Origin of the sequence: Myxococcus xanthus, from assembly GCF_013116825.1 — a bacterium.
Taxonomy (GTDB): Bacteria; Myxococcota; Myxococcia; order Myxococcales; family Myxococcaceae; genus Myxococcus; species Myxococcus xanthus_B.
The window spans coordinates 1-23,968 of sequence record NZ_JABFNS010000144.1 but is presented as its reverse complement, the minus strand read 5'-3'; the positions used below and the strand labels follow the sequence as shown (position 1 = coordinate 23,968).

Below are 23,968 nucleotides of genomic sequence, written 5' to 3'. Positions count from 1 at the left end.
GGGCAGACGGGGTCTGATTACGACCAACCTGGTGTCTCAACAACCCGGTGCGGTACACGAGTGTGTCGCACCTGCCGGCTGCACAGAGCATTGTGGCTGGAATCCAGCAGGACCACGGCATTGCATGCGCTGACAGTGCCCGCAGCTCATCCGTGAGCAACACTGCGCGTCGCGCTTCCTTACCGCGTTCAGATGTTAGAATTGATCTGCCTGCGCCCTCCTCGGAAAGGGCAAGCTCAGTTACCTAACGAGGGGCATCATGCAGGATTCAGCTTTCTGGGAAGAGCTACGTGAGTCGATCCGGAGGCGCGTACGGGTTCAGGTCCGAATTGAAATCCTGCAGACCTTCGCCAATGCACGCGGAATTCTCCAGCCGCCCGATGCCGAGGAACGCCTCTCCCAACTCAGCGCCTCGTCGCTGAAAGCCCTCGTCAACAAGGCCGTGACCGCTCCAGACACCGCGGCCACCGAGCTGCGCGCCGTCCTCACGGCGCCGAAGCACTGACCGAGCGCCCCTACTCCTTCACCGCGCCCGCCGTAAGCCCGGACACAATCCGCCGCTGGAACAACACCGTCAGCGCTACCAGGGGGAGCGTGGCCACCACGGAGGCCGCGGCAATCTCCCCCCAGGGCTCACGGTACTCGCTGGCGAACAGGCTGATGGCCACGGGCACGGTGCGCTTCTCCGGCGTGGAGAGGAACGTCAGCGCATACAGGAACTCATTCCACGCGAAGATGAAGACGAGAATCGCCGTCGTCGCCAGCCCCGGCGCGGCCAAAGGCAGCAACACCTGCCGGAAGGCCTGGAACGGCGTGCAGCCATCCACGCGCGCCGCGCGGTAGAGCTCGTCGGGCAGCGCGCGGAAGAACGACGTCAGCACCCACAGCGTCAGCGGCAACGCGAACGTCGCATACGGCAAGGCCAGTCCCACCAGACTGTCTCGCAGCCCCACCGAGCGCAGAATCAGATACAGCGGACTCACCGTGGCAATGGGCGGGAACATGCTCACCGCCAGCGCCGCGCTCAGCAGCAACCCCTTGCCACGAAACTCCAGCTTCGCCAGGGCGAACGCCGCCGCCGCCCCCACCGTGAGACAGAAGCCCGTGGTCAGCGCCGCCACCACCAGCGAGTTCAACACCACGCGCAGGAAGGGCCGGCCCCACAGGACGCTCGCGTAGTTCTCCAGCGTCAGGTGCGAGGGCCACGGCCGGGTCAGCTCGCCATCTGGCCACAGGCTCGTCAGCACCTGCCAGCAGAAGGGCCCCAGGAAGAAGGTCAGGAACGCCACCACCGCCAGCGCGGTGCCCAGCCCCGGCCGCTTCATCGCGCCGCCTCCTCACGCCCCAAGAGCCGCAGCCACACCGCCGCCAGCAACACCACGCACAGGAACGTCGCCACCGATAGCGTGCTCCCGTACCCGAAGTCCCCCGAACGCATCAGCGTCTTGTACGCGTAGATGCTCAGCGTCTCCGTCGTGTTCGCCGGCCCGCCCTCCGTCAGCACGTAGATGGCGTCAAACACCCGGAACGCATCCAACGAACGGAACAGCAACGCCAACAGCAGCGCAGGCTTGAGCAACGGCAGCGTTATCGAGACAAAGGTCCGCCACGGCGAGGCCCCGTCCACCCGCGCCGCCTTGTACAGGTCCTCGGAGATGCCCTGCAGGCCCGCGAGCACCAACAGCGCCACGAAGGGCGTCGTCTTCCACACGTCCACCAGGATGGCCGCGTGCAACGCATACCCGGGCGCCCCCAACCAGTTGATGTCCTGCCCGGGGAGCAGCCGGTTGATGACGCCGTACTCGGGGTTGAACATCCACGCCCACAGCCGAGCGCTCACCACGGTGGGAATCGCCCACGGCACCAGCACCGACGCGCGCAGCAGCCCCCTTCCAGGGAACGCCTTCTGAAGCAGCAACGCCAGCGGCACCGCGAGCACCAACTCCACCGTCACCGCCACCGCCGTGAAGTACGCCGTGTTCCCCAGCGCCGCCCAGAAGCGCGAGTCCCCCAGCAGGTACGCGTAGTTCTCCAGCCCCGTGAAGCGCCGCTCGCCAAAGACGAGGATGAAGCGGTGCAGGCTCAGCCACACCGCGGCCAGGATGGGGTACAGCGCCACGCCCCCCAGCACCAACACCGCCGGCGCCACCAGCAGGTAGGCCTGCCGCCGCTCCCGCGCCAGCGAGCCCCTTGGCTTCATCATCGCGCCGCCCCCGGAGCGGCCGCCACCGCCAACGCGCCGCACGAATCCAGGGCGCCACCACGCGCCGCCCTCGCGCCATCGCGCCGCGGCGCACCTCCGCTGAAACGGTGCGCGCTCACGGCCCCTCCCCCGTCAGATGGTCCACCTGCCGCTGCGCGCGCTTCAGCGCGGCCTCGGGCGTGCGCAGCCCGGCCACGGCGGCGGAGAACTCGCTCTGGAGCACATCCGAAATCAGGTTGTAGTACGGCGTCACCGGCCGAGGCTTCGCGCGCTCCACCATGGGCAGCAGCCCGGCGATGAAGGGCGCCTCCTCGCGCAGACGCGCATCCTGGTACACGGCGGGCCGAGGCGGGTTGCGCGCGTAGTTCAGCGCCAGCACCCGGTTGGCCTCCGGGGACGTGAGGTGCGCAATCAGCCGCGCCGCCAGCTTCCGCCGCTCCGGCGACACATGGGCATTCACAGCCAACTGCCACCCACCCAGCGCCCCCGGACCCGGCTCGCCGCTCACCGTCGGCAGCGGGGCGATGCCCACCTTGCCGCGAATGGGCGAGTCCGGCTTCTGCGCCTCGCTCCACGCATACGGCCAGTTGCGCATGAACACCGCGCGCCCCTCCTGGAACACCCGGCGCGACTCCTCCTCCGAGAAGCCCGTCACCGTCGCGGGCGACACCCCGCGCTCCACCAGCCCTCGCAGATACGCGAGCGCCTCGCGCGCGGGCGCGTCATCCAGCAGCACCCGCCCATCCTCCGACAGCGCCCGGCCGCCGTGCCCCCACAGCGCCTCGTACACATTGCAGGACAGGCCTTCGTACTGCCGCCCCTGCCACACGTATCCCTGGAGCCCGGGCGTCTTCGCCATCGCCTCGCGCGCGAAGCGCTCCAGCTCCGCGTAGGTGCGCGGCGCGCGCGGCACCAGGTCCGTGCGGAAGTAGAGCAGCCCCACGTCCAGGTACCAGGGCACCGCGTACGTGCGCCCCTCCACCACCACGGCCTCCACGGGGCCCGGGAAGAAGTCCTCGCGCAGCCGCTCGGGCGGGAACTCCGCGGACAGGTCGGCAATCCACCCCGCGCGCGCGAACTCGGGCACCCAGACGACGTCCACCACCAGCACGTCGAAATCCCTCGCCCCGCCCTCCAGCGCCGTGAGGAAGAACTGGTGCGCCAGGTCGGACGCGTTGGGCAGCGCCTCCGTGACGAGCTCCACCCCCGGATTCTCCCGCTCGAAGCGCGCCAGCAGCTCACGGAACGGCTCCGGCGGCCCCCACAGCGGCTGATACTTGAAGACCAGCCGCGTGCGGCCCCCGGCCTCGCCCGCCGCATCCTGCCGCCGGCAGCCCCAGACGCCCAGGACCCCGACGAGGCCCAGCGCGAGCACGATGAAGGAGACGCGTCTCATGCGCGGCCATGACTCCAGTCACCCCCACCCCCGTCAAGCCCGGGAATCCGGGGTCGGTCCGCGCGTCAACATCCCGGAAGTCTTGCGCACTGAATGAAAACAAACCTTCCAGACATTCATGTGCGTCCCGCAAAAACAATCACGTCCGGTGAGTCATCATGAACCAAGGGAGAGCCACGATTCGCTTGGACGCTGTCTCAGCGGTATTCTCATCCAGGCAGGAACAACTGGGAGGGGGAAGCGATGAAACAGCAGCCTCGGGATTGGCAGTGCGGAGCCCACCGGGCCCACTTCGAGGAGCCAGACACCCTGGTCGCGGAGTTCAACGGACTCATCACCCTGGAAGAGGTGAAGGAGACGGTGGCGCTCTACCAGCAGACAGCCACCGACCACGGTCAGTACTACCTCATCGCGGACATCGGCCGCTCGCAGCTCGAAGCAGCCGGCCGCCGGTACATGTCGGAGAAGGCCAGCTCCGACTGGTACCACGCCATCCTCTACGTCGGCGCCGACATCGTCATGCAGACCTTCGTCAAGGCCATTGCCCTGGCGCTGCTCTTCACCGGCAAGTCGACCTTCGAGACGGTGTTCGTGAAGACGCAGGACGAAGCACGCGCCTGGGTGGCCCAGCACCGGCTCCGGCTCAAGAGCAAAGCAGGCTAGCAGGTCAGGAAATCCACGCCCAAATTGACAGGCATGCATCTCGCGCTATTCCCTGGTGGGCGTTATGCTCACCAGGGTTTCTGGAGGGAGTGACATGCAGCAACTGGAATGGACATTCGGTTCCCACTCGGTGCGCTACGAGGCGCCCGACCTCGTGCAGGCGACCTTCGTCGGCCCCATCGACCTGGATGAAATCAAGCGCGCGGTCGACGTGTACGGGGAGATTGCCCAGCAATACGGGCCCTACTACCTGATCGCCGACATCGGCCGCTCCCAGCTGGGCGCGGAGCCCCGGCGCTACCTGTCGGAGAACGGCAAGGCGGACTGGTTCAAGGGCACCGTGTACGTCGGCGCGGACGTGGTGCAGCAGACCTTCGGCAAGGTCATCGCGCTGGGCATGCTCTTCACCGGCAAGGCCCGCTTCGAGACGACCTTCGTGAAGGACCACGACGAGGCGCGCGCCTGGGTGGCGCAGCACCGCCAGAAGAACAAGAAGAAGCTGGGCTGAGCCTCCGCCCGATTCCCCCCCTCATGCCCTGGAGTCCTGACCACCGCCATCCGGTGGGCACGCTCCAGGTGCGCCCTCAGTTCGCCCGAATGGCACGCCCTGAGTGAATCTCCGCACACTGTCCGGTCCTTACTGCATTTTTACTGGAATCAAACGTCAACAGCGAAAACCAGTGAAAATGAAAAAGTGTGCCCTTACTGGCAATAAAGCCAGAATTCGTTGTATAGGCGGATTAGGGGAGCCCCACCCTGCCCGGTCGTTCCTCGCCGGCTCCCCACACCCCTGACCCACCGCCTGTAGGGGCCTGGCCCCTCCATTGCCATTCACCCGTTGCAGACGAGCCGCGCGCCGGGGGGGCCGCGCTCGTCTGGCGAGCCACGCCATGCCTGTGTCCGTGCAAAAGCAGGAAGAGACCGGAGTCCCAGCCCACGCGTCCGCGGGCCGTTGTCCCCACCTGGGTGCCCAGTACAACCCGTTCACGGGCCCCCACGCGGAGGACCCGCACGCCTTCTTCGAGAAGCTGCGCAAGGACGAGCCCGTCAGCTTCAGCCCCATGCTGAACATGTGGCTGGTCAGCCGCTACGAGGACATCTCCCAGGTGCTGAAGAGCCCGGCGCAGTACTCCAACCGGGACATGCTGGTGAGCGGCACCCACCTCACGGACGAGGCCAAGGCCATCCTGGACCAGGGCTTCCCCACCGCGCACGTGCTGCTGGGCATGGACCCCCCCGAGCACACCCGCCTGCGCCGCCTGATGAACCGGGGCTTCACCGCGCAGCGCATCGCCGGCATGGGCCCCTTCATCCGGGAGATGGCCACCACGCTGGTGGACCGCTTCGTCCAGGACGGCCAGGCGGACCTGGTGAAGCAGCTCGCATGGCCGCTCCCCGTCCACGTCATCCTTGGCGTCATGGGCGTACCGCAAGAGGACGTCTGGAAGATCAAGCGCTGGAGCTCCGACTGGCAGCAGCTCGTCTTCGAGTACGTGGCCCCCGAGCTCCAGGTGGAGATGGCGAAGGGCGTCATCGAGTTCCAGCAGTACTGCATCCGCCTCATCGAGGACCGGAAGAAGAACCCGCAGGAGGACCTCACCAGCTACCTGGTGGCCGTGGAGAGCGACGGCGAGGCCCTGACGATGCACGAGCTGGTCATGGCCGTGGGCGCGTCCATGCTGTCCGCCGGCCATGAGTCCACCACCGCGCTGATGGCCAACGCCTGGAAGCTGGCCCTGCAGCATGGCCTGTGGCAGCGGCTTCGCGACAACCGCGACCTGGTGCCCAAGTTCCTCGAGGAGTCCAGCCGCTACGACTCCGTCTCCCACGCCATGATTCGCACCGCGAAGGAGGACGTGGAGCTGGGCGGGGTGAAGATTCCCCAGGGCTCGCGCCTGCTCCTCCTCTTCGCCGCCGGCAGCCGGGACGAATCCCTCTGCCCCCATTCCAGCAAGCTGGACGTGGACCGGGAGAAGGTGCCGCAGCACCTCACCTACGGCCGCGGCACCCACTTCTGCCTGGGCGCGCCCCTGGCCCGGCTCCAGTTCGAAATCACGACCAACCTCCTCCTGGACCGGCTGCCGGACCCGAAGCTCGTCCCCGGCCAGGACTTCGGCACCTGGCAGAGCCTGGTGCTGCGGCAGATGAAGCACCTGAAAGTGGAGTGGACCCCCGCCTGAGCCCACCCACCCGGGAGTGAACGAGGGCCTGGCGACCGACACCGGTCTCCAGGCCCTTGTCATGTCCGGAGACCCGCGATTTCCAGCGCCAAGCGGACGATTTCCCACAAAGAAGGGTAGAAACCCACCCCACTTCGAGTGAATGAGCGGGACAAATCAGACCCCCATCGGGTACAGGATGACCCGAACAGGCGCGCTCACTCTGGAAGGCGTGCATTCCAGAAAGAATTTTCTTGCCTCACCACCCATTTCCGCGCGAAAGAGTCCAGGAACACCCTGCTTCCGAGTAAAGCAGAAGGAGCCCCCCGACATGTACGCTCAAGTGGTGGATGAGGCCGACATTCAGTACGCGCACCGAGTGGACCGCAAGGCGCTGGCGGCCATCACCCGGGAGCTGTCGAAGGTGAACAATGCGCGTGCGCTGTGGGCCATGGCCGCTCAGTGGCTGGTCATCGCGGCGGCATTTGCCTTCGTTCTACTCGTGGACCGCTGGTGGGCCTGGCCGCTGGCGGCGGTGCTCATCGCCACCCGGCAGCACGCGCTGCTGGCGCTGATGCACGAGGCGGCGCACTACCACTTCCTGTCCAACCGCAAGGTGTCGGACGTGGTCAGCGATCTGCTCTGCGCCTTCCCGCTGAACATGACGACGGCGGGCTACCGGCACGAGCACATGCTGCACCACCGCTACGTGAATACGCCGAAGGACCCGTACCTCGCGGGCCAGCTGGTGGACGCCTCCTGGCACTTCCCCCGCACGCCGATGCGCGCCACGGCCGTCTTCCTGGCGGACGCGCTGGGCCTGTACGCCCCCAACCACCTGAAGGTGGTGCTGCCCTGGACGTACTGGGGTCGCCTGGTGGGCCGCGCCCAGCCCCGCATCTCCGCGGGCGAGCACCTGCGCTACTGGCTGTACGTGGCCACGCTCGTCACGGTGCTGGTGACGACGGGCGCGTGGCTGCACTGGCTGCTCTTGTGGGTGCTGCCGACGACGACGGTGATGATGGCCTTCTTCCGGATGCGCGCCCTGGGGGAGCACCCCATCGAGGAGACGACGTCCGGTGACGAGACGCGCGAGACGCGCGACATCCTGGGCACCGCGCTGGAGAACTTCTTCATCGCGCCGCTCAACGTGAACCTGCACCTCACCCACCACGCCTTCCCCTCCGTGCCCTTCTACAACCTGCCCGCCATGCACGCGCAGCTCGACAAGGCCGGCCTGCTGGAGAACGGCGTGAACCAGTTCGACACGTACCTGGGCAAGGAGAACAGCCTCATCCAGTACCTCACGCGTGAGCCGGAGGCCTCCGCCGCCGCTGCCGCCGTGGCCCAGCCGTCGCGCCTGAGCCAGCCGCTCCACTCGTAATGGTCGCCGCGAGCCAGGCCTCGCGCCGTGCCGTCCAGGTGTAGCCGGGGGGCTCCACCCAGGATGGCCGGCGAGGCCTGGGCCCGCGCTCAGAAGCGCCGCAGCGAGGACCAGGGGAAGGGCTTCCAGAAGGGCGTCACCACGTCCTCGCCCTCCAGCGGAAACCAGGGTCCGGTGTCGCCTCCCGCGGAGAGCACGTGGAAGTCCTGCGCGGGCATGAACCCCTGCCCCAGCAGCGCCACCCGCTTCCCCGCCGCGTTGGCCGCCACGTCCAGCACCAGCACCACGTGCCCGGGACTTCCACCCAGCACGAAGAAGTCCCCGGGCCGCACGTCCTCGCGCGAGGGCCGCCCCTTGAGGGACTCCAGTGAGTGCGTGCCCGCGTAGGTGAAGACCAGGTCCAGCCACGCGCGGAAGCTGGCGCGTGAGGCATCCGGCGCCGCGCCGCGCACCCACGACACCTTCGAGCCCGATACCCGCGCCCGGTCCCCTTCCGCGTACCGGGGCCACTCCGCCAGGTGCCCGCTGGTGAAGCGGTAGGCCAGGCGCTCCCGCTTGCCGCTGGCCCAGAGCCACTCCGCGTGGAGGCGGATGACGGAGTCCGCGCACTGCTGGAGGTTGGCGGTGCCCACGTCCAGCTCCGCCACCGCCGCCAGCCGCGCGTCCTCTGGCGCCAGAATCCGCCCGCCCTGGTGGCTGAGCACCGGCGTGCCGTCCGGCCGCAGCGGCAGGCCTCGCAGCCAGGCGCCGAAGGAGCCCTTCACCACCGGCACCCGCGCGTAGCCCTCCGGCGGCGCCACCGCGGTCTCCAAGGGGCGCACCACCGCCTGGGCCGGCAGCCATGCGTAGCGCGCCAGCTCCTCCCGCGTCGCGGGCCGGGGCTGCCCCTCCTCCACGGCCCATCCGGAGACAGGGAGCAGGCACAAGGCCCACAAGAGCGTCCAGGCCCACGGACGAAAGCGGCCCTCGGTGGCGGGCCAGGACGGGGAGGACGAGCACGGCGAGCAGTCGAACGCGGACACGAAGCAGCCATCTCCAGGAGTCAGGGCGGCACGACAGGTGGCGCCTCGGGTTGGAGGTTTCTCACGGGCCTGGAGTTCCCTCACGCTCGCTTGATTCCGGTCGCTCCCTGACTGCCCCGCGTTCCCAGGGGTGGGTCTACCGCTGAACGCTCGCCGCCCCCGGAACGTGCGCGGCTGGGACCGAGCACTACCTTGAGTCGTATGCGCCGACAGGCGAGCCTCGCGCTGCTCAACACCTTGTCGCTGACTCGGCTGCCCCTGGCGGTGGCCTTCATCCTCGTCCCGGATGCCTGGGTTCGCGCGGGGCTCGTGGTGTTGGCCGCCTTCACGGACTTTCTGGATGGGTGGATTGCCCGGAACAAGGGGCTCGCCACGCGGCTGGGCGCGCTCATCGACCCGGTGGCCGACCGCGCCTTCATGGTGACGGCCATCCTCGTCTGCTACCTCGACGGGCTCATCAGCGGGGTGGCGGTGCTGCTGCTGGTGCTGCGCGACGTCGGCACCACCGTGGGCTTCTTCATCGCCCGACTGGCGCCCAGGCTGCGCTCGGTGGAGCTGAAGGCGCGGATGCTGGGCAAGGCCGTCACGTCCTTGCAGTTGGTGACGCTGCTGTGCGTGCTGCTGTTTCCCCCCGCGGTGGTGCCCCTGGTCGCGCTCATCGGCGTCCTGTCCTTCGCGTCGGTGGTGGACTACTCCCACGCGGTGCTGAAGGCCCGGGAGCGGGACGCCGGCCCGCGGCGGATGAAGCCGGAGTCCGGCGGCGCGACCTCCTCGGGCTCCTCCCTGCCGCCCGCGCGCAAGTAGGGCGGCGGCGTCAGGGCTGCGCCGCCGAGTCCGCGGGTTGGGCTCCGGGAAGGCCCAGCACCCGGGCCCTTTCGGTGGCGATGGCGGAGCGTTCGCCCTCGCTCATCTCCATCCAGACGTCATCCATGTCGTCGAGCAGACCGTCCTCCTCGGGTGAGTCGCCTTCAGGGTGCCGGGCGCGGACGAGCCGCAGCTTGTTCAGGAGTGCACGGTAACGGTCGTAAGCAGACATGATGGGAACCTCCCCCTCGGGGACGAGCATCGGGCGCGCGACTGACGGAGCGTGGATGGGCCTGGCACCTCACTTCCCGGCCGGAGTGGAGGGGAGCACGGAAATCTCCATCGTCCGCTCCTCATCCAGCAGGTTCACCACGGCTCGGACATGCTCGCCGGGCTCGAGCTTCCGCAAGGCGATATTGCGCCCGTCCCGGAGCACCCGCGTCCGAGGGTCCACGCGCAGCGTCAGCGGCGGACCTTCCCCGACGGCGATGGCCACCTCCGTGTCGCCCACGGAGCGCACCACCCCGGTATAGACGGCGTCCACCACGGCCGTCCCCGGAGGCGAAGGCACGTCCGAGCCCTCGGGTGGCACGTCTTGGACGGCGCCCGCGGCGCCCGTGCCCTGCTGGTCAGCCGTGTCCCGCCGAGGGCTCACCACCCTCGCGCCTGGAGGAATGCCCGCGCCGCCCGTGCCCGTGACTTGCCCCCGGAGCTGCGTCACCTCCTGGCGGAGCTGCAACAGCTCGGCGCGCAGCTGGTCCACTTCGCGCTGGAGCGCCGCGACGTCCGTCCCAGTCGGGGCCTGTCCCGTTGGCGCCTGTTCCGCCCCCGCGGGCACCTGCTGTGTGCCTTGCGCCGTCGCCACGCCGCCACAGAGCAACATCGACAGCCCAACGATACCCAACACCCACAAGCTCACCTTGCGCAGCATGAGGCCCTGACCTCCTTTCCGCTTCAAAGGTGGGGCCTGCCGGGTGACGGACAACCACCGGCCCGGCCGGGATGCGGAGGAGAGCCACCCACCTGGCGGTCCATCGCCTGCCCCCATGGGGACCGGCCGCGGCGCGGAGATTCTTCGAGGCCGCGCTGAAACTCCCAATTGCCTCGCGTCACTCCTGGGGCGCCGGGCCTGAGCAAGCCTGGTCCGGTGGTGTCACGCGGCGGACCGCGGCGCCACGGGTGTGTCTTTTCCTGGAGAACACCATGTCAAAGTCGTCTGTCTGGGTGAGCCTGAGTGTCGGTCTGGCGTTGGGCTTCGCGGGAGGGCGCCTGGCGCGTCCCACCGAACTGGCCACGGGAACGGCCCATGCGGCCAACCTCGCGGCGAAGGCCCCCGCCCCCGGCGCGCGTCCGCGTGCGCCGATTTCGCCCACCGTCTACAAGGTGCCGGTCAATGACTCACCGACAGCGGGAGCGGAGGACGCGCTCGTCACGTTGGTGGAGTTCTCCGACTACGAGTGCCCGTTCTGCTCACGTGCGAACGGCACGGTGAAGCAACTCCAGGAGCGCTATGGCCGCAAGCTGCGCGTGGTGATGAAGCACCACCCGCTGGCCAACCACCCTCGCGCGCGGCCGGCGGCGCTGGCGGCGCTGGCGGCGGGTGAGCAGGGCAAGTTCTGGGAGATGCATGAGGCACTCTTCGCCAACCCGCGAGCGCTGAGCGAGGCCGACCTGGAGCGCTACGCTATGAAGGTGGGCTTGAACATCTCGCGCTGGAATCAGGACCGCGCGGACCCGCGGCTGGCGGAGCGCATCCGCCAGGACGAAGCGCTGGCGATGCGGTTGGGCGCCACCGGCACGCCTGCCTTCTACGTGAATGGCCGCTTCATCAGCGGGGCCCAGCCGCTGGAGGTCTTCACGGGTGTGGTGGACGAGGAGCTGAGCAAGGCGGAGGCCCTGGTGCGGACGGGCGTGCGGCCGACGGAGGTCTACGCGCGCACCCTCTCCGCCGGAAAGGACAGCCCGCCCACGGAGCAGATGATGCCCGAGGAGCCGGCCATCCAGCAGGTGGACGTGGGCACCGCGCCGACCCGGGGCCCGGCCAACGCGCCGGTGACGGTGGTGGCGTTCTCGGACTTCGAGTGCCCGTTCTGCGCCCGCGTGGTGCCGACGATGAAGGCGCTGGAGGCCGCGTACCCCGGCAAGCTGCGGGTGGCCTTCAAGCACCAGCCCCTGGCGCAGCACGCGAACGCACAGGTGGCGGCGGAGGCGGCCATGGAGGCGCACGCGCAGGGCAGGTTCTGGGAGTTCCACGACGTGCTCTTCGCCAATCAGCGCAAGCTGGACCGGGCGTCGCTGGAGGACTACGCGCGGCAGGTGGGCCTGGACGTGGGCCGCTTCAACGCGGCGCTGGACTCGCGCAAGCATGACGCGCACGTGTCCGCGGACGTCGCCCAGGCCATGCGCGTGGGCGCCACGGGCACGCCCACGTTCTTCATCAACGGCCGTCCGGTGACGGGCGCCCGGCCGGTGGAGCACTTCCGCGCCATCATCGACGATGAGCTGCGGAAGGCGGCGCGGTAGTCGCGCGGCGACTCACGGCTCCGAGGCCGCGACCTCTGAATCAGAGACCGCGGCCTCCGGCTCCGGCGGCCGTCTCAACACGCCCACGTTCGTCACCTCGCGGGCGTTGACGTTGAACTCCACCGTCCCAAGCGAGGTGCGCAGCACGTGTTTCCCCGGCTTCAACCCCGGCACGAAGATGCGGCCGTCCAACAACGTGTAGTGCGACGCACCGACCCACTCATGGTTGACGGTGATTTCCTCGCGGTAGCCCCAGAGGTGGTCGTCCCCGAAATCCATCATCCCGGCGACGGCGCCCGTCTCCTCCAGGTGGATGTCGACGGACACGCGCTCCCCCTTCCCGCCTCGGACGACGGCGCTGCCCGCGCGGCCATCCGGCAGCCACGCGAAGATTCGCCCTGCTCCCGCCCGGGGCGTCACCACGAATTCGGGGCCATCGAAGCGGACCTGCGCGTGGTCCTCGGCCGAGTTGCCACACCTCCGCCCCCGTGGACCGGGCTTCTGCGACCCAATCCAGGCCCCCTTCACCGGCGTGCCGTCCGAGAGGAAGACGCGACCGGAGACCTCGAACTCGCCAGGGTCGCTGGAGTACCACTGCCACACCCTCCCGCCCTCCTTGAGCTCGGCGAAGGGGAACGCGATGACCGCCGGAGCACCGGGCACCAGCGTCACGTCCTTCCGTGCCGACACCGCCCGCCCGTTCCGGTGGCCCCACACGGAGACGGCGTGGCGCCCCGACTCGGTGATGCCCGTGAAGGTGCCGTCCTGCTGGGGCTGGAGCTGGACATTCACATGGACGGACTCCACCGACTCCGCCCCACGCCGGCGCCCCATCACCGGCTTGACGGTGACCGGAACGAACGCCCCGAGTTGGAAGTCGAACCGCCGCACCTCGCCGGCGGTCAGCTCCGCGCCCACGGACCGGCGGAGCCCCTCTCCCTCGGGCGCGAAAGGCGTCATGCTGACGGGGTAGCCCGGCGTCACGCCATCCAGCGTGTAGCGTCCCTGTGCATCCGTCGTGGCCCAGACAGGCGTCATCTCCAGCAACATCGGGTCACCGGATGCGACCAGCCGGACACCCTCCGCCGGCGTCCCGTCATGCAGGAGGACCTGCCCCTCCACGAAGGCCCCTGGTTGCAGCTTCAGCTCCACGACGAGCGAGCCCCCGGCAACCACGCCCACGTCCCGCTCACAGCGCTCGGCGTGACCGGCCCCCCGTGCGCAGACGGTCATCACGCCCGCGCCAGGCGCCCTGAAGGTCACCACGCCCGACGCGTCCGTCAGCGCTGTCTCATCGGGCAACCGCTCTCCCAGGCCGGGCGCGAACAACCCTCGGAGGAGGGATACCCGAGCGCCCGCCAGCGGCGCACCGGTGCGCTGGGAGACGGCCCGGACCCGAATCGAATCCGCCGCGCCATCCATCGTCGGCGGCGGCAGGGGGAGCGGCGGCAGGGACGGGAGCCGCGCGAACTCTGGAAAGGGCACCTCCACGAGCACCGGCTGCGCCGCCCGCTCCGCGCGCCACATGCCCAGGCCTCCGAGCACCGCCGCCATGGCACTCAGACCAATGCCCCAGCGAAACCCGTGCATCATTGAACGGCCCCCAGCTCCAGCAGTGGAACCGGGAGGCTATCACTGTCCGTCCGGGTGGGCACATCCCGGCCCGGCTACTCGCTGCCGTAGCCCGCGCTCTGCACGTCGATGAGACGGCCGTTCTCGAACGTCACCACCTGCATGAAGCGGCGCGGCCCGAAGTTGTAGGTCCACTCCTCGTACTCCCGGGTGACGGACCGCCGCTCCGTCGTGACGCCCCCCGTGTTCCTGTCAGGCGTCACCGAGCCCGCCGAGTCCGTCACCGTGCGGAAGCTCTTCGCCGCCGGCTCCCCACACTTGGCGAGCACCTCGGTCTTGAGCGCCCCATCCGCCACCAGCGCCTGGCCACAGCGGAGCGAGGCCGCCTCCGCCGCCACCGGCACCCCGGCCATTGAAAGCACGACCGCCAATCCAAGAGCTCGCATGGGGTGTCTCCTCTCCATTCAGGTCAACGGCGCAGGATGCCCGTGTGGGCGGAGCACGCTACGCGTAGGGGTTGTAGAACTTCGCGAACGTCGCCTTGGCGAAGTCGCCGAAAGTCATTCCAGGCTGGAAGGCGCCCACCTTCTGCTCGGCGGGGTCCACGCCCTCCGGCGGACGCAGGTGCATGTCATTGTCCGGCTGCATGAACACCGCGAAGGTGGCGCGGGAGATGTTGCGGCTGGCCGGATGGGCCAGCGCCTGCACCGCGTGCGGCGTGGACCGCAGCAGCCCGCCGGTGACAATCTGGGAGCTTTCGCCAATCTGGAAGGCCAGGCTGTCCTTCGGGATGACGACCTTGCGCTCCTCGCCGGACCGCGTGCGCACGTACAGGCCCGCCTCCGGGTCCGGCACCGGGATGTCCTTGCGCGCCGGCTCCGTCGCGCCCGGCTCGGCCTCGAAGTACATGGCCGGGCAGAGCGCCGTGAGCGAGCCGTGGTCGCTGTGCCAGCCGCACCACGAGTCGCGCGTGCGCGGCGTCGCGTCCTCGTTGATGGCGAAGTAGTAGAGCAGCCGCGCCTTGCACGCGCGCGACTCACGAATCGTCTTCGCCAGCGCCGCGTCCGGTGCCAGGCGGCTGCCCAGTCTGGCTTGCACGTACTTGTCGCACTGCTCGGCGACCAGCACGCCCACGTCCACCATCCGCTGGCCCAGCGCCATGAAGGCGGGCCGCAGCTCCGGGAAGTCCGCGTCCGGCCACACGTTGGGGTGGTAGTTCTCCGGGTGCTTCTCGATGAGCTCCGCGTCGGTGTGCGGCACGTCGTACTGCGGGTTGTTGTAGTACGAGCCCTTGAACTCGTCGAACTGGCCGGGGCGCAGCAGCTCCTTCCCGTGGCTCCAGCCGAACGAGTAGCTGCTGCGCGCGTGGACGTAGCGGTCCTTCACCTCGGTGGGCAGCGCGGCGAAGCGGAAGCCCAGGGGCAGCAGGTTGTCGCGCAGCTCGACCAGCCCGGGGATGCCCCGAACGACGAGCAGACCAATGCCGTCAGGCCCGTAGGCGCGCGCGATGGCGGCGCTCAGGTCCGCGCCCGCCACGAGCTGCGCATAGTCGAGAAGAACCACTCCGTCTTTCGTTTCCGCCACGTCGCTGCTCATCCCAGGTGCCTCGTGTCTTCTCCCCACGGCGCCACACCGGCATCCGCGCCGGGCAGGGTGTGCACAGGCCACCCGTGACAAGGGAGACGGGCGCCATACTGCCCGGTTTGGGCGCATGCGTGCCACCTGCGTCTCTCGGTGGTGGGCGGCCCCCCCTGCTCTCGCGCCAGGCCCCGCTCCCTCGTCCCCCAGGGCAGTCGCGCGCGGCGACAACCCGGATTCACATGAGGGGTCGTATTTCCTCTCACAAGGAGAACCCCGCGATGGAAAGCCCGCTGTATACCGGAGAGGTCCGTACCGTCGGAGAGAGCATGGCGCGCAGCATCACCGACGCGGGCGCCTTCAAGATATTCATGGACGAGCCCGTGGAGTTGGGTGGCCGCAATGGCGCCCCCAGTCCGCTCGACTTCATCCTGGCCGCACACGCGGGCTGCCTGAACTACATGACCTTCTACATCGCCCGGGAGCTGGGCATCCCGGTGACGCGCACGGACATCACCGTGCGCGGCGCATTGGACCCGTCGACGTTCGCCGGAAAGCGCGGCGGCGCACGCGCGGGCTACCAGTCCCTGGAGGTCACCATCCAGGTCCACACGCCCGCGAACGCGGATCAACTCGCCCGCCTCAAGCGCGAGGTGGAGGCACGCTGCCCGGTGAGCGACAACCTCGCCAACGCCACGCCGGTGCACCTCACCTTGAAGGCCGCTACTTCGGAGGCGTGACGGGCACCGGCGCCACCAGGGGCGCGGCGCGGCCGGGCCGGGGGACGAGGAAGAGCAGCCGCCCCTTCTGCTTCATCATCCCCGCCGCCAGCTCCGCCTGCGGGCCCGCGCCCCAGAAGACGTCCACCCGGCCCGCGCCCCGGATGGCCCCGCCCGTGTCCTGGTTGAGCACGAAGCGCGACAGCGGCTTCCACTGCACGGAGCCATCCGCCATGCGCACCGGGCGCTCGGTGTGGATGAAGGCCAGGCCCCCCTTGGGGAACAGCCGCGCGTCCGTCGCGATGGAGCGCCCCGCCGTCACCGGCCGCCCGAGCGACCCCACCGACGCGGTGTTGAGGAAGCGGAAGAACACGTAGGACTCGTTGTGGTCGAGCACCCGGTGACACTGCTGGGGATTCGCGGCCAGCCACGCGCGCAGCGCCTGCATCGACATCTCCTCCTTGGGGATGGCGCCCTCCTGGATGAGCAGCGAGCCGATGCTGCGATACGGCTTCCCATTCGACGCGGCGTAGCCGATGCGGCGCCGACTCCCATCCGGCAGGAGCAACGAACCGCTGCCCTGCACCTCCAGGAAGAAGAGCGCCACCGGGTCCTTGGCCCACGCCAGCTCCAGCTTCCGTCCGCTGAGCCGCCCCCCACGGATGTCCCCGCGCGACCAGTACGGCACCACCTTCCGCCCGTCGAGCCGGCCCACGACTCGCTCTGACCTGAAGCGCTCCGCGAAGGGCTCCAGCGGGACTTCAACCAAGTCGGACGGAGGCCCGTGGATGGGCACGTTGTACACGTCCGTGCGCGTCAGGCTCGCCTCGATGGTCGGCTCGTAGTAGCCGGTGAAGAGCACCTGGCCGTCCTCGCCTCCGGCGGCCTCCAGCGGCTCGAAGTCCTCCAGGACCAGGGCCCACAGCGCCTCCGGCGTGAGGTCCTCGCGAAGCCGCGCGTGCAGGCGCTCCAGCGCGGTCCGCAGCTCGGCGATGGAGACCTGCCGCGCGCCGTAGATGAAGCGGTGGTCGGACGGGCGGCTGCGCAGCCACACGAGGCTCTCCGCGACGGCGGTCCGCAGGGACGCGACGTCACCGTCGTCCCGGGGCTCCATCTTGCGAGCCAGGCCGACGAGCGCGTCCTCGGGGCTGGTGACGGGAGCGCGGGTGGGGCTCGGACAGGCCGAGGCGAGGAGCCCCAGCGTCGACAGCAGGAGGATTCGGAGGTGCCGCATGTCCATGTGGCTCCTCTACCTATCGCACCTGCCCCGGTGCGGCGAATGGGGACTGGCGTGTCCGGGATGAGCGAGCGGCCAGGCGTCAGCGGCCCATGGACGACACGCCGCGGAGGGTTCGCCCACCGCGGCGGCGCCGTCGCTCAGCGCATCTGCGCTGCGCGCTCAGATGAAGTAGTCGGGGAGCAGCTCCGCCCCGGGCACCATCTGATACTTGTCGAAGTCCGTCACGCCCACGCCGCGGAGGACCTCCTCGTCGATGCAGAAGTTGCCGGTGAACTCGCGGCTCGGCTTGGTGAGGATGGCGTAGGCCGCGTCCGCCATGATTTCCGGCGTCCGGCAGCCGCGGATGGTCTCATCCCCGCCCAGCAGGTTCTGCACCGCCGCGGTGGCGATGACGGTGCGCGGCCAGATGGCGTTCACCGCGATGCCGTCCGAGCGCAGCTCCTCCGCCATGCCCAGCACGCACATGCTCATGCCGAACTTCGCCATGGTGTACGCGACGTGGGGCGCGAACCAGCGCGCCTCCATGTTGAGCGGCGGCGAGTTGTTGAGGATGTGCGGGTTGCTGGCCTTCTTCAGGTACGGAATACACGCCTGCGAACACGCATACGTGCCACGCGTGTTGATGCCGTGCATCAGGTCGAAGCGCTTCATCGGCGTCTCGAGCGTGCCCGTGAGGCTGATGGCGCTGGCGTTGTTCACCAGGATGTCGATGCCGCCGAAGGTCTCCACCGCCTTGGCCACGGCGGCGGCAATCTGCTGCTCGTCGCGGATGTCCACGGCACAGGGCAGCGCCTTGCCGCCCGCCTTCTCGATTTCCTCCGCCGCCGTGTAGATGGTGCCGGGGAGCTTGGGGTGCGGCTCCGTCGTCTTGGCGGCGATGATGATGTTGGCGCCATCCCGGGCAGCGCGGAGGGCAATGGCCTTGCCGATGCCACGGCTGGCACCGGTGATGAACAGCGTCTTTCCCTGGAGATTGGACATGGGGGTCCTCCTATCACGAACGGGCGGATGGCTTCCGATGCGCCACCTTGGCGACGGGCTCCATCACTTCGCGCCCTCGGAGAAGGCGCGCTCGATGAGCATCTGCATAGGAGCGTGGGCCGGTAGCGTCCCAAACGTCTGTCCATGCGCTCCGCCCAGGCGGGACTCGCAGAAGGCATCCGACACGGCGGTGTTGCCCGCGCGAATCAGCAGCGATGCCTGGAGCGCCAGCGCCAGCCCCTCCACGATGGTGCGCGAGCGCGCCTCCAGCGAGTCCGTGTTCGCCAGCTCCTTGCCCAGCCGCGCGGTGGCCTCGTCGTAGGCGGGGTGCCCGCCCTGCGCGGCCAGGAGCTCGGCGAAGAGGGCTTCCCGGCTGGCCGGCTCGCGCGACGCCGCGCGCAGCACGTCCAGGCACTGGATGTTGCCGCTGCCCTCCCAGATGGAGTTGAGCGGGGCCTGCCGATACAGGCGCGGCAGGTTCGTCTCCTCCACGTAACCCGCGCCGCCCAGGCACTCCTGCGCCTCGTTGACGAAGGAGGGCGTGCGCTTGCACACCCAGTACTTCCCCACCGCCGTGGCGATGCGGCAGAACGCGGCCTCCTTCTCGTCCCGAGGCGTGGCGTCCACCGCGCGGGAGACGCGCCCGGTGAGCGCGACATGGGCCTCCAGCTCCAGCGCCAGGTCCGCCAGCACGTTGCGCATCAGCGGCTGGTCGATGAGCCGCTTGCCGAACGCCACGCGGTGGCGCGTGTGGTGGATGGCCTGCACCAGCGCCTGACGCATCTGCCCGCTGGAGCCAATCATGCAGTCCTGCCGCGTCAGCGCGACCATCTCCAGGATGGTGGGGACACCGCGGCCCTCCGCGCCCACCATCACCGCGTAGGCACCGTGCAGCTCCACCTCCGAGCTGGCGTTGCTCCAGTCGCCCAGCTTGTCCTTCAGCCGCTGGACGCGGATGGCGTTGAGCGCGCCGTCCGGCGTGAAGCGCGGCATCAGGAAGCACGACAGGCCCCCCTCCGCGTGCGCCAGCACCAGGAAGGCATCGCTCATGGGCGCGGAGAAGAACCACTTGTGGCCCACCAGCGCGTAGGGCTGGCCGGGCCCGCGGCCTTCACCCAGGCGGTGCGCCTTGGTGGTGTTGGTGCGCACGTCGGAGCCACCCTGCTTCTCCGTCATGCCCATGCCAATGGTGGCGCCTGACTTCTGCGCGGCGGGGATGAAGCGGCTGTCGTAGGACGCCGAGCTCACGCGCGGCAGCCACTCCATCGCCACCTCCGGCTGGTGGCGCAGCGCGGGCACCGACGCATACGTCATCGTGAGCGGACAGCTCGTCCCCTGGTCCGCCTGGTTGTGCAGATAGAAGAGGGCCATGCGCGCCACGTGGGCGCCGGGCTTGTCCTCGTTGCGCCAGGCGAAACCCGACACGCCGTGGGCCATGCCCAGCTCCATCAGCCGGTGGTACGCGGGATGGAACTCCACCTCGTCTCGGCGGTTGCCGTAGCGGTCGAAGGGCCGGAACCTGGGCTTGTTCTCGTTGGCGAGGAACGCCAGCTGCTGCATCTCCCCGCCCACCACGGGGCCGTACTTCGCCAGGTCGGCCTCCGCCCAGCCTCCGCCCTCGCGGGCCACCACCTCGCGGAGCACGGTGTCCGTCGTCCACGCGTCGTACTCGAGCGGCGGCGGCTGGTTCGTGACTTCGTGCGTGAGGAAACCGGCGGCAATGGCGTTGCGTTCAGTCATGGTGAAGGTCCTCCAGGGGACAATGCCCGGTGCCCCTGGATTACCGTGAACACGCGCGGCAGGCCATCGCAACCCGAGGGGCGGATGCGGCGTGTCACCGCTTCTTCGCCTGCTCCAGCTCCTCGACCAGCAGCTCCGAAACCTTCCGCACACGCGGTATGTCGAGCGCGGACTTCGCGCAGACCAGGTGCAGCTCGCTGGTGGCATAGGGCCCCAGGTCCAGGTCGAGCGGCACGAGGCTCCGCTCCCGCACGAAGCGGTGCCGCAGGTCGCCCAGCACCATGGCCCCCACGCCCGCCTCGGCCGCGGCCAGCAGCACCAGGTAGTTGTCGGCGGTGAACACGGGCGAGAAGCCGGGGATGATGGACTCCAACTGGGGGTTGGGCGGCGTCGCATCGAACGGCGGCGCCCAGGCCACCCACGGAATCTGCTGGAGCGTGGGCCGCCTGGGCAGCTTCGCCTTGAGCGACTTCGCCACGAAGACGGCGTTGCGAATCTGCACCCCATGCACGCGCTTCAAGTCCGCGTTCGGCGGGCACCGGGCCCGCAGCGCGAGGTCCGCCTCGCCGCGCCCCAGGTCCAGGTACTGAATCCCGGAGAGCACCTCCAAGCGCAGCCCCGGGTGCTTCTTCGCCACCGCCCCCGAGAAGGGCGCGAGGAAGTCGAAGCACATGTACGGCGCCGCCGTCACCCGCACCAGGCCGCGAGGCGACGTGTCCGACGACTCCGCCGCGCGGTGCAGCTCTCCGGCCCACTCCGCCATCTTCTTGGCCGGTAGCACCAGCCGCTCGCCCGCCGCCGTCAGCACCGCCCCGTCCACGCCTCGGCGGAACAGGGAGGCGCCCACCGCGTACTCCAGCGCCGCCAGCCGCCGGCTCACCGTGGGCTGACCGATGCGGAGCCGCCGCGCCGCCCCACTGAAGCTGCCCGTCTCCGCGATGGCGAGGAACAGCCGCGCGTCATCCCAGGAGATATCCATGAATGCATGACCTCATGCCTGAATCGCCATTTTCCATCCATTCTCGCATCGCTACCTTGCGCCTGTCTCGACGTGCAGGAGCCCCACCATGCGGAACCGTTCCCTTGCCCTCTCGTTCGCCACCGTGCTCGCCACCGCCGCCCTCACGGGCTGCGCCGTCACCTCACATGGCGTGCAGCCCTCCGCGCTCGGCAAGGCGCGCCCTTCGTCGGAGCTGCTACCGATGCTGACGCAGCCCGGCCCCGTGGAGCTGGAGACGGTCGTCTCCTGCGACTGGGCCGTGGAGCGCGGCGGCCTCATCAACCTGGACCACCCCACCTCGAAGCGCGCGGGCCTGGAGGACGGGGATGAACCGGTCCAGGTCTTCTTCCACGCCCTCCGTCACCCGGAGAAAGGGCTCTTCATCATCGACACCGGCGTGGAGACGGCGCTGCGGGACGCGCCGGAGAAGGCCGCCATGCGCGGGCTCCTCGCCAGCGCCATGAACATGGAGAAGATGACGGTGCACGCGCCGCTGGGGGAGTGGCTGGCGAAGCAGCAACAGCCGCTGGCGGGCGTGTTCCTCACACACCTGCATCCGGACCACATCACCGGCATGGCGGACGTGCCCGCCGGGACTCCCGTCTACACCGGACCGGGTGAGACCTCCGACCGCGCCTTCGTGAACCTCGTCATCCAGGGCAACAGCGACCGGGCCCTGGCCGGCAAGCCGCCGCTGTCGGAGTGGACCTACGCGAGGGAGGACGCCGGCCTGTTCGACGGCGCGGTGGACATCTTCGGGGACGGCTCCGTGTGGGCGCTCTGGCTGCCCGGCCACACGCCCGGCACCACCGCGTACCTGGTGCGCTCCACGAAGGGCCCGGTGCTGCTCGCGGGGGACATCAGCCACACCCGCTGGGGATGGGAACACGACGTGGAGCCCGGCTCGTTCAACAACGACGCGGACCGGGCCACGGTGAGCTTCAAGAAGCTGCGCGCGTTCGCCCAGGCCCACCCCGAGGTCGAGGTGCGCCTGGGCCACCAACACTGACGCGCGGAGTCCTCAGTTCCGGGTGTGCTGCCGGAAGAAGTCCCACATGATGCTGGTGCCATCCGGCCCGGACGGGTCGGCGAAGGGATAGCGCGAATCCCCGCCGGGCCAGGCGTGGTCCATCCCCTGGATTTCGATGTGCCGCGCCACCAGCGAGCCGCCGTAGACGTAGTCCTCCACCGTGTACGCGCGCCCGCCAGGCACACTGGCCCGCGTCACCTGCGTGGCCACCGGACGGATGCTGTCGTTGGCCACGCCGTCATCGCCGTAGTCGCTGGTCTGGAGGAACTGCCGCGTCGCCTGCCGGCCGTTGACGATGGAGACGACGCTGTCCTTCGTCCCGTGCACGACGAGCACCGGCACCGTGTGACGCGGACGGCCCGAGCACACCCACGCGTCCCAGCCCCGGTCATCCGGGTGGTAGATGCTGCCGAAGAGCATCGCGAAGCCCGTGCCCGAAATCGTGGTGGCCGCCTTGTACATGGCCCCCGCGCCAATCATCCCCGCGGCGAACACGTCCGAGTAGCAGGCCAGCAGCGTCCCCGTGAGCACCGCGCCGGAGCTGACGCCGCCCACGTAGATGCGGCGCGCATCCACCGCGTAGCGCCGCTTCACCTGCTCCACCATGCCCACCACGAGCGCGGGCTCACCGTGGTCTCGCGTCTGGTTGAGCACCAGCATGAAGTTCCAGCACTGCGTGGGGTTCGCGAACGTCGCCTGGTTCGGGTACAGCACCAGGAACGTCTCCGCGTCCGCCTTCTCGTTGAGGCGCGAGAGGCCGGCGAACTGGCTCGGGTTCTGGAAGCAGCCGTGCAGCGCCACCACCAGGGGCAGCGGCGTGTCCGCCTGGTACCCCGTGGGCACCCAGAGCTGGAAGCCCCGGGTCCCTTCGATGCCATGGACCCAGGTGCCGGCGCGCGCGGGCGCCGCGGCGGTGAGCGTGAGGACGGCGAGCAGCAACAACCCCGTGCGCGAGCACGTGACAGCGTTCCGCTTCATTGGCTGACTCCTTCGGGGTGGGGGAACCGCGCTCAGCCCGGCTGCCGCGCATCCGCCGCGGCGTCCTCGACTCCGGCCAGGAAGGCCGCCACGGCTTCGGCGACCTTGTCGGGCTGGTCATGCGGTGACGCATGGCCGGAATCACTCAACACCTGGAGCCGCGCGTTCGGCAGCAGGTCCACATAGGCCTGCTTCGTGGACACGGGCGTGTAGTCCCTGTCGGACGCGAGCACCAGCACCGGGCAGGTGATGCCGCCCAGGTGCCGCATGACGCTCCACCCCACCAACCCCTTCGTCGCGCGCAGGTACGCGTCCGGGTCGTTGGCGCTGAATATCTCCAGCGCGCGCTGACGAAGCGCTTCCTGCCCTGGCTTGGGGAAGAGCTTGGGCGCCAGGACCTTGGCCAGCACCGAGGGCCCCAGCAGCTTCAGCAGCGTCAGGCGCAAGCCGAACTCGAACTTGCGGCGCAGCGTGCGCGCCACCAGCTCCGGCCCGCTGTTGACGATGACCAGGCTGCGCACCAGCTCCGGCCGGTCCACCGCGAGCTGGAACCCCATCATCCCGCCCATGGACAGCCCCACCACGTGGACGCCGGTGAGCCCCAGCGCGTCACACAGCCCGGCGATGTCCCGGGCGAAGCGCGGCACGCCATAGACACCCGGCGGCTTTCCGCTGCGGCCATGCCCCCGCGCATCGGGAATGATGACGCGATGGCGGCCCGTCAGTCTGGGTGCCACGGACTCCCAGTCCCGGCCAGAGGAACCCAGCCCGTGAAGAAGCAGCACGGGAGTGCCCTCACCCGATTCCTCGAAGTAGAGGGAGAGCTCCTCCAACTGGAGCAACGGCATGTTCGGACCCCAGATTCAGGTAGGAAGCGTGTCGAATCGCAGGTCCGAAGCTACATGAACGAACGTTCGTTTTTCAAGAGTACCCCATGAGCACCTCCCCCCGCTCTCGCCTGCGCGCCACGGACGCC

Annotated in this window: 24 protein-coding genes; 9 read left to right on the top strand and 15 right to left on the bottom strand. The window is 69.4% G+C overall.

Going from position 1 to position 23,968, the window contains the following annotated elements:
• Positions 1-259: 259 nt before the first annotated feature.
• On the top strand, positions 260-505 hold the full coding sequence (locus tag HNV26_RS31175) for a hypothetical protein (protein ID WP_171444520.1): 246 nt from the start codon (positions 260-262) through the stop codon (positions 503-505).
• Between the two features lie 10 nt (positions 506-515).
• Here HNV26_RS31175 and HNV26_RS31170 read toward each other — a convergent pair whose 3' ends face one another.
• The 3 genes from HNV26_RS31170 to HNV26_RS31160 form a co-directional block, all read right to left on the bottom strand.
• A complete protein-coding gene (locus HNV26_RS31170) occupies positions 516-1,325 on the bottom strand; it encodes a carbohydrate ABC transporter permease (RefSeq protein ID WP_140869852.1) in 810 nt (269 codons plus the stop codon).
• Positions 1,322-2,200: a carbohydrate ABC transporter permease gene (locus HNV26_RS31165; RefSeq protein ID WP_171444521.1), complete on the bottom strand. Its 879-nt coding sequence runs from the start codon at positions 2,198-2,200 to the stop codon at positions 1,322-1,324. Before HNV26_RS31165 ends, HNV26_RS31170 begins: the two co-directional genes overlap by 4 nt.
• Before the next feature lie 118 nt (positions 2,201-2,318).
• On the bottom strand, positions 2,319-3,599 hold the full coding sequence (locus HNV26_RS31160) for an ABC transporter substrate-binding protein (protein WP_171444519.1): 1,281 nt from the start codon (positions 3,597-3,599) through the stop codon (positions 2,319-2,321).
• Positions 3,600-3,842: 243 nt separating this feature from the next.
• Here HNV26_RS31160 and HNV26_RS31155 point away from each other — a divergent pair, with 243 nt between their 5' ends.
• The 4 genes from HNV26_RS31155 to HNV26_RS31140 all read left to right on the top strand — a co-directional run bounded on the left by HNV26_RS31155 (position 3,843) and on the right by HNV26_RS31140 (position 7,805).
• The gene (locus tag HNV26_RS31155; RefSeq protein ID WP_140857975.1) at positions 3,843-4,262 is read left to right on the top strand and encodes a SpoIIAA family protein; all 420 of its coding nucleotides are present in this window, start codon (positions 3,843-3,845) and stop codon (positions 4,260-4,262) included.
• Positions 4,263-4,356: 94 nt separating this feature from the next.
• A complete protein-coding gene (locus HNV26_RS31150; protein ID WP_171444518.1) occupies positions 4,357-4,770 on the top strand; it encodes an STAS/SEC14 domain-containing protein in 414 nt (137 codons plus the stop codon).
• Positions 4,771-5,164: 394 nt separating this feature from the next.
• On the top strand, positions 5,165-6,442 hold the full coding sequence (locus tag HNV26_RS31145; RefSeq protein WP_366817065.1) for a cytochrome P450: 1,278 nt from the start codon (positions 5,165-5,167) through the stop codon (positions 6,440-6,442).
• Positions 6,443-6,752: 310 nt separating this feature from the next.
• Positions 6,753-7,805: a fatty acid desaturase family protein gene (locus tag HNV26_RS31140; protein ID WP_171444516.1), complete on the top strand. Its 1,053-nt coding sequence runs from the start codon at positions 6,753-6,755 to the stop codon at positions 7,803-7,805.
• A gap of 89 nt (positions 7,806-7,894) precedes the next feature.
• On the opposite strand, the gene HNV26_RS31135 is transcribed toward HNV26_RS31140, so the two are convergent.
• Complete coding sequence (locus HNV26_RS31135; RefSeq protein ID WP_171444515.1) at positions 7,895-8,911, bottom strand: DUF4846 domain-containing protein; 1,017 nt, start codon at positions 8,909-8,911, stop codon at positions 7,895-7,897.
• A gap of 117 nt (positions 8,912-9,028) precedes the next feature.
• Between HNV26_RS31135 and HNV26_RS31130 the strand changes: the two genes are divergently transcribed.
• Positions 9,029-9,631, top strand: a complete 603-nt coding sequence (locus HNV26_RS31130) for a CDP-alcohol phosphatidyltransferase family protein (protein WP_171444514.1) — start codon at positions 9,029-9,031, stop codon at positions 9,629-9,631.
• A gap of 10 nt (positions 9,632-9,641) precedes the next feature.
• On the opposite strand, the gene HNV26_RS31125 is transcribed toward HNV26_RS31130, so the two are convergent.
• Together HNV26_RS31125 and HNV26_RS31120 are read right to left on the bottom strand one after the other, a co-directional pair.
• Positions 9,642-9,863 (bottom strand): PH domain-containing protein, encoded by a 222-nt coding sequence (locus HNV26_RS31125; RefSeq protein WP_253817229.1) that lies wholly within the window; start codon positions 9,861-9,863, stop codon positions 9,642-9,644.
• A gap of 69 nt (positions 9,864-9,932) precedes the next feature.
• Positions 9,933-10,562 carry a hypothetical protein gene (locus HNV26_RS31120; RefSeq protein WP_171444512.1) on the bottom strand — a complete coding sequence of 210 codons (630 nt, stop codon included), beginning with the start codon at positions 10,560-10,562 and terminating at the stop codon, positions 9,933-9,935.
• A 272-nt stretch (positions 10,563-10,834) separates the two neighbouring features.
• Here HNV26_RS31120 and HNV26_RS31115 point away from each other — a divergent pair, with 272 nt between their 5' ends.
• Positions 10,835-12,154 (top strand): DsbA family protein, encoded by a 1,320-nt coding sequence (locus HNV26_RS31115; RefSeq protein ID WP_171444511.1) that lies wholly within the window; start codon positions 10,835-10,837, stop codon positions 12,152-12,154.
• 12 nt (positions 12,155-12,166) lie between these two features.
• On the opposite strand, the gene HNV26_RS31110 is transcribed toward HNV26_RS31115, so the two are convergent.
• The 3 genes from HNV26_RS31110 to HNV26_RS31100 all read right to left on the bottom strand — a co-directional run bounded on the left by HNV26_RS31110 (position 12,167) and on the right by HNV26_RS31100 (position 15,310).
• Entirely contained in the window at positions 12,167-13,747 is a 1,581-nt protein-coding gene (locus HNV26_RS31110) for a carboxypeptidase-like regulatory domain-containing protein (protein ID WP_171444510.1), read from the bottom strand.
• 74 nt (positions 13,748-13,821) lie between these two features.
• Positions 13,822-14,190, bottom strand: a complete 369-nt coding sequence (locus HNV26_RS31105; RefSeq protein ID WP_141255152.1) for a DUF2845 domain-containing protein — start codon at positions 14,188-14,190, stop codon at positions 13,822-13,824.
• Between the two features lie 40 nt (positions 14,191-14,230).
• Positions 14,231-15,310, bottom strand: coding sequence for an isopenicillin N synthase family oxygenase (locus HNV26_RS31100; RefSeq protein WP_366817064.1), 1,080 nt, complete (start codon positions 15,308-15,310; stop codon positions 14,231-14,233).
• 275 nt (positions 15,311-15,585) lie between these two features.
• Here HNV26_RS31100 and HNV26_RS31095 point away from each other — a divergent pair, with 275 nt between their 5' ends.
• Positions 15,586-16,044: an OsmC family protein gene (locus HNV26_RS31095; protein WP_171444508.1), complete on the top strand. Its 459-nt coding sequence runs from the start codon at positions 15,586-15,588 to the stop codon at positions 16,042-16,044.
• On the opposite strand, the gene mltA is transcribed toward HNV26_RS31095, so the two are convergent.
• The 4 genes from mltA to HNV26_RS31075 all read right to left on the bottom strand — a co-directional run bounded on the left by mltA (position 16,028) and on the right by HNV26_RS31075 (position 20,963).
• Positions 16,028-17,263 (bottom strand): murein transglycosylase A, encoded by a 1,236-nt coding sequence (gene mltA / locus HNV26_RS31090; RefSeq protein WP_171444507.1) that lies wholly within the window; start codon positions 17,261-17,263, stop codon positions 16,028-16,030. The two genes, HNV26_RS31095 and mltA, sit on opposite strands and share 17 nt — an antisense overlap.
• A gap of 159 nt (positions 17,264-17,422) precedes the next feature.
• Positions 17,423-18,244, bottom strand: a complete 822-nt coding sequence (locus tag HNV26_RS31085; RefSeq protein WP_171444506.1) for an SDR family oxidoreductase — start codon at positions 18,242-18,244, stop codon at positions 17,423-17,425.
• Positions 18,245-18,307: 63 nt separating this feature from the next.
• The gene (locus HNV26_RS31080; RefSeq protein WP_171444505.1) at positions 18,308-19,984 is read right to left on the bottom strand and encodes an isovaleryl-CoA dehydrogenase; all 1,677 of its coding nucleotides are present in this window, start codon (positions 19,982-19,984) and stop codon (positions 18,308-18,310) included.
• A 94-nt stretch (positions 19,985-20,078) separates the two neighbouring features.
• The gene (locus tag HNV26_RS31075; protein WP_171444504.1) at positions 20,079-20,963 is read right to left on the bottom strand and encodes a LysR family transcriptional regulator; all 885 of its coding nucleotides are present in this window, start codon (positions 20,961-20,963) and stop codon (positions 20,079-20,081) included.
• 88 nt (positions 20,964-21,051) lie between these two features.
• Between HNV26_RS31075 and HNV26_RS31070 the strand changes: the two genes are divergently transcribed.
• Positions 21,052-21,993, top strand: a complete 942-nt coding sequence (locus tag HNV26_RS31070) for an MBL fold metallo-hydrolase (RefSeq protein ID WP_171444503.1) — start codon at positions 21,052-21,054, stop codon at positions 21,991-21,993.
• 12 nt (positions 21,994-22,005) lie between these two features.
• Here HNV26_RS31070 and HNV26_RS31065 read toward each other — a convergent pair whose 3' ends face one another.
• Both HNV26_RS31065 and HNV26_RS31060 read right to left on the bottom strand, forming a co-directional pair.
• Complete coding sequence (locus HNV26_RS31065) at positions 22,006-22,992, bottom strand: extracellular catalytic domain type 1 short-chain-length polyhydroxyalkanoate depolymerase (RefSeq protein WP_171444502.1); 987 nt, start codon at positions 22,990-22,992, stop codon at positions 22,006-22,008.
• A 32-nt stretch (positions 22,993-23,024) separates the two neighbouring features.
• Complete coding sequence (locus tag HNV26_RS31060) at positions 23,025-23,840, bottom strand: alpha/beta fold hydrolase (protein ID WP_171444501.1); 816 nt, start codon at positions 23,838-23,840, stop codon at positions 23,025-23,027.
• Positions 23,841-23,968: the final 128 nt, after the last annotated feature.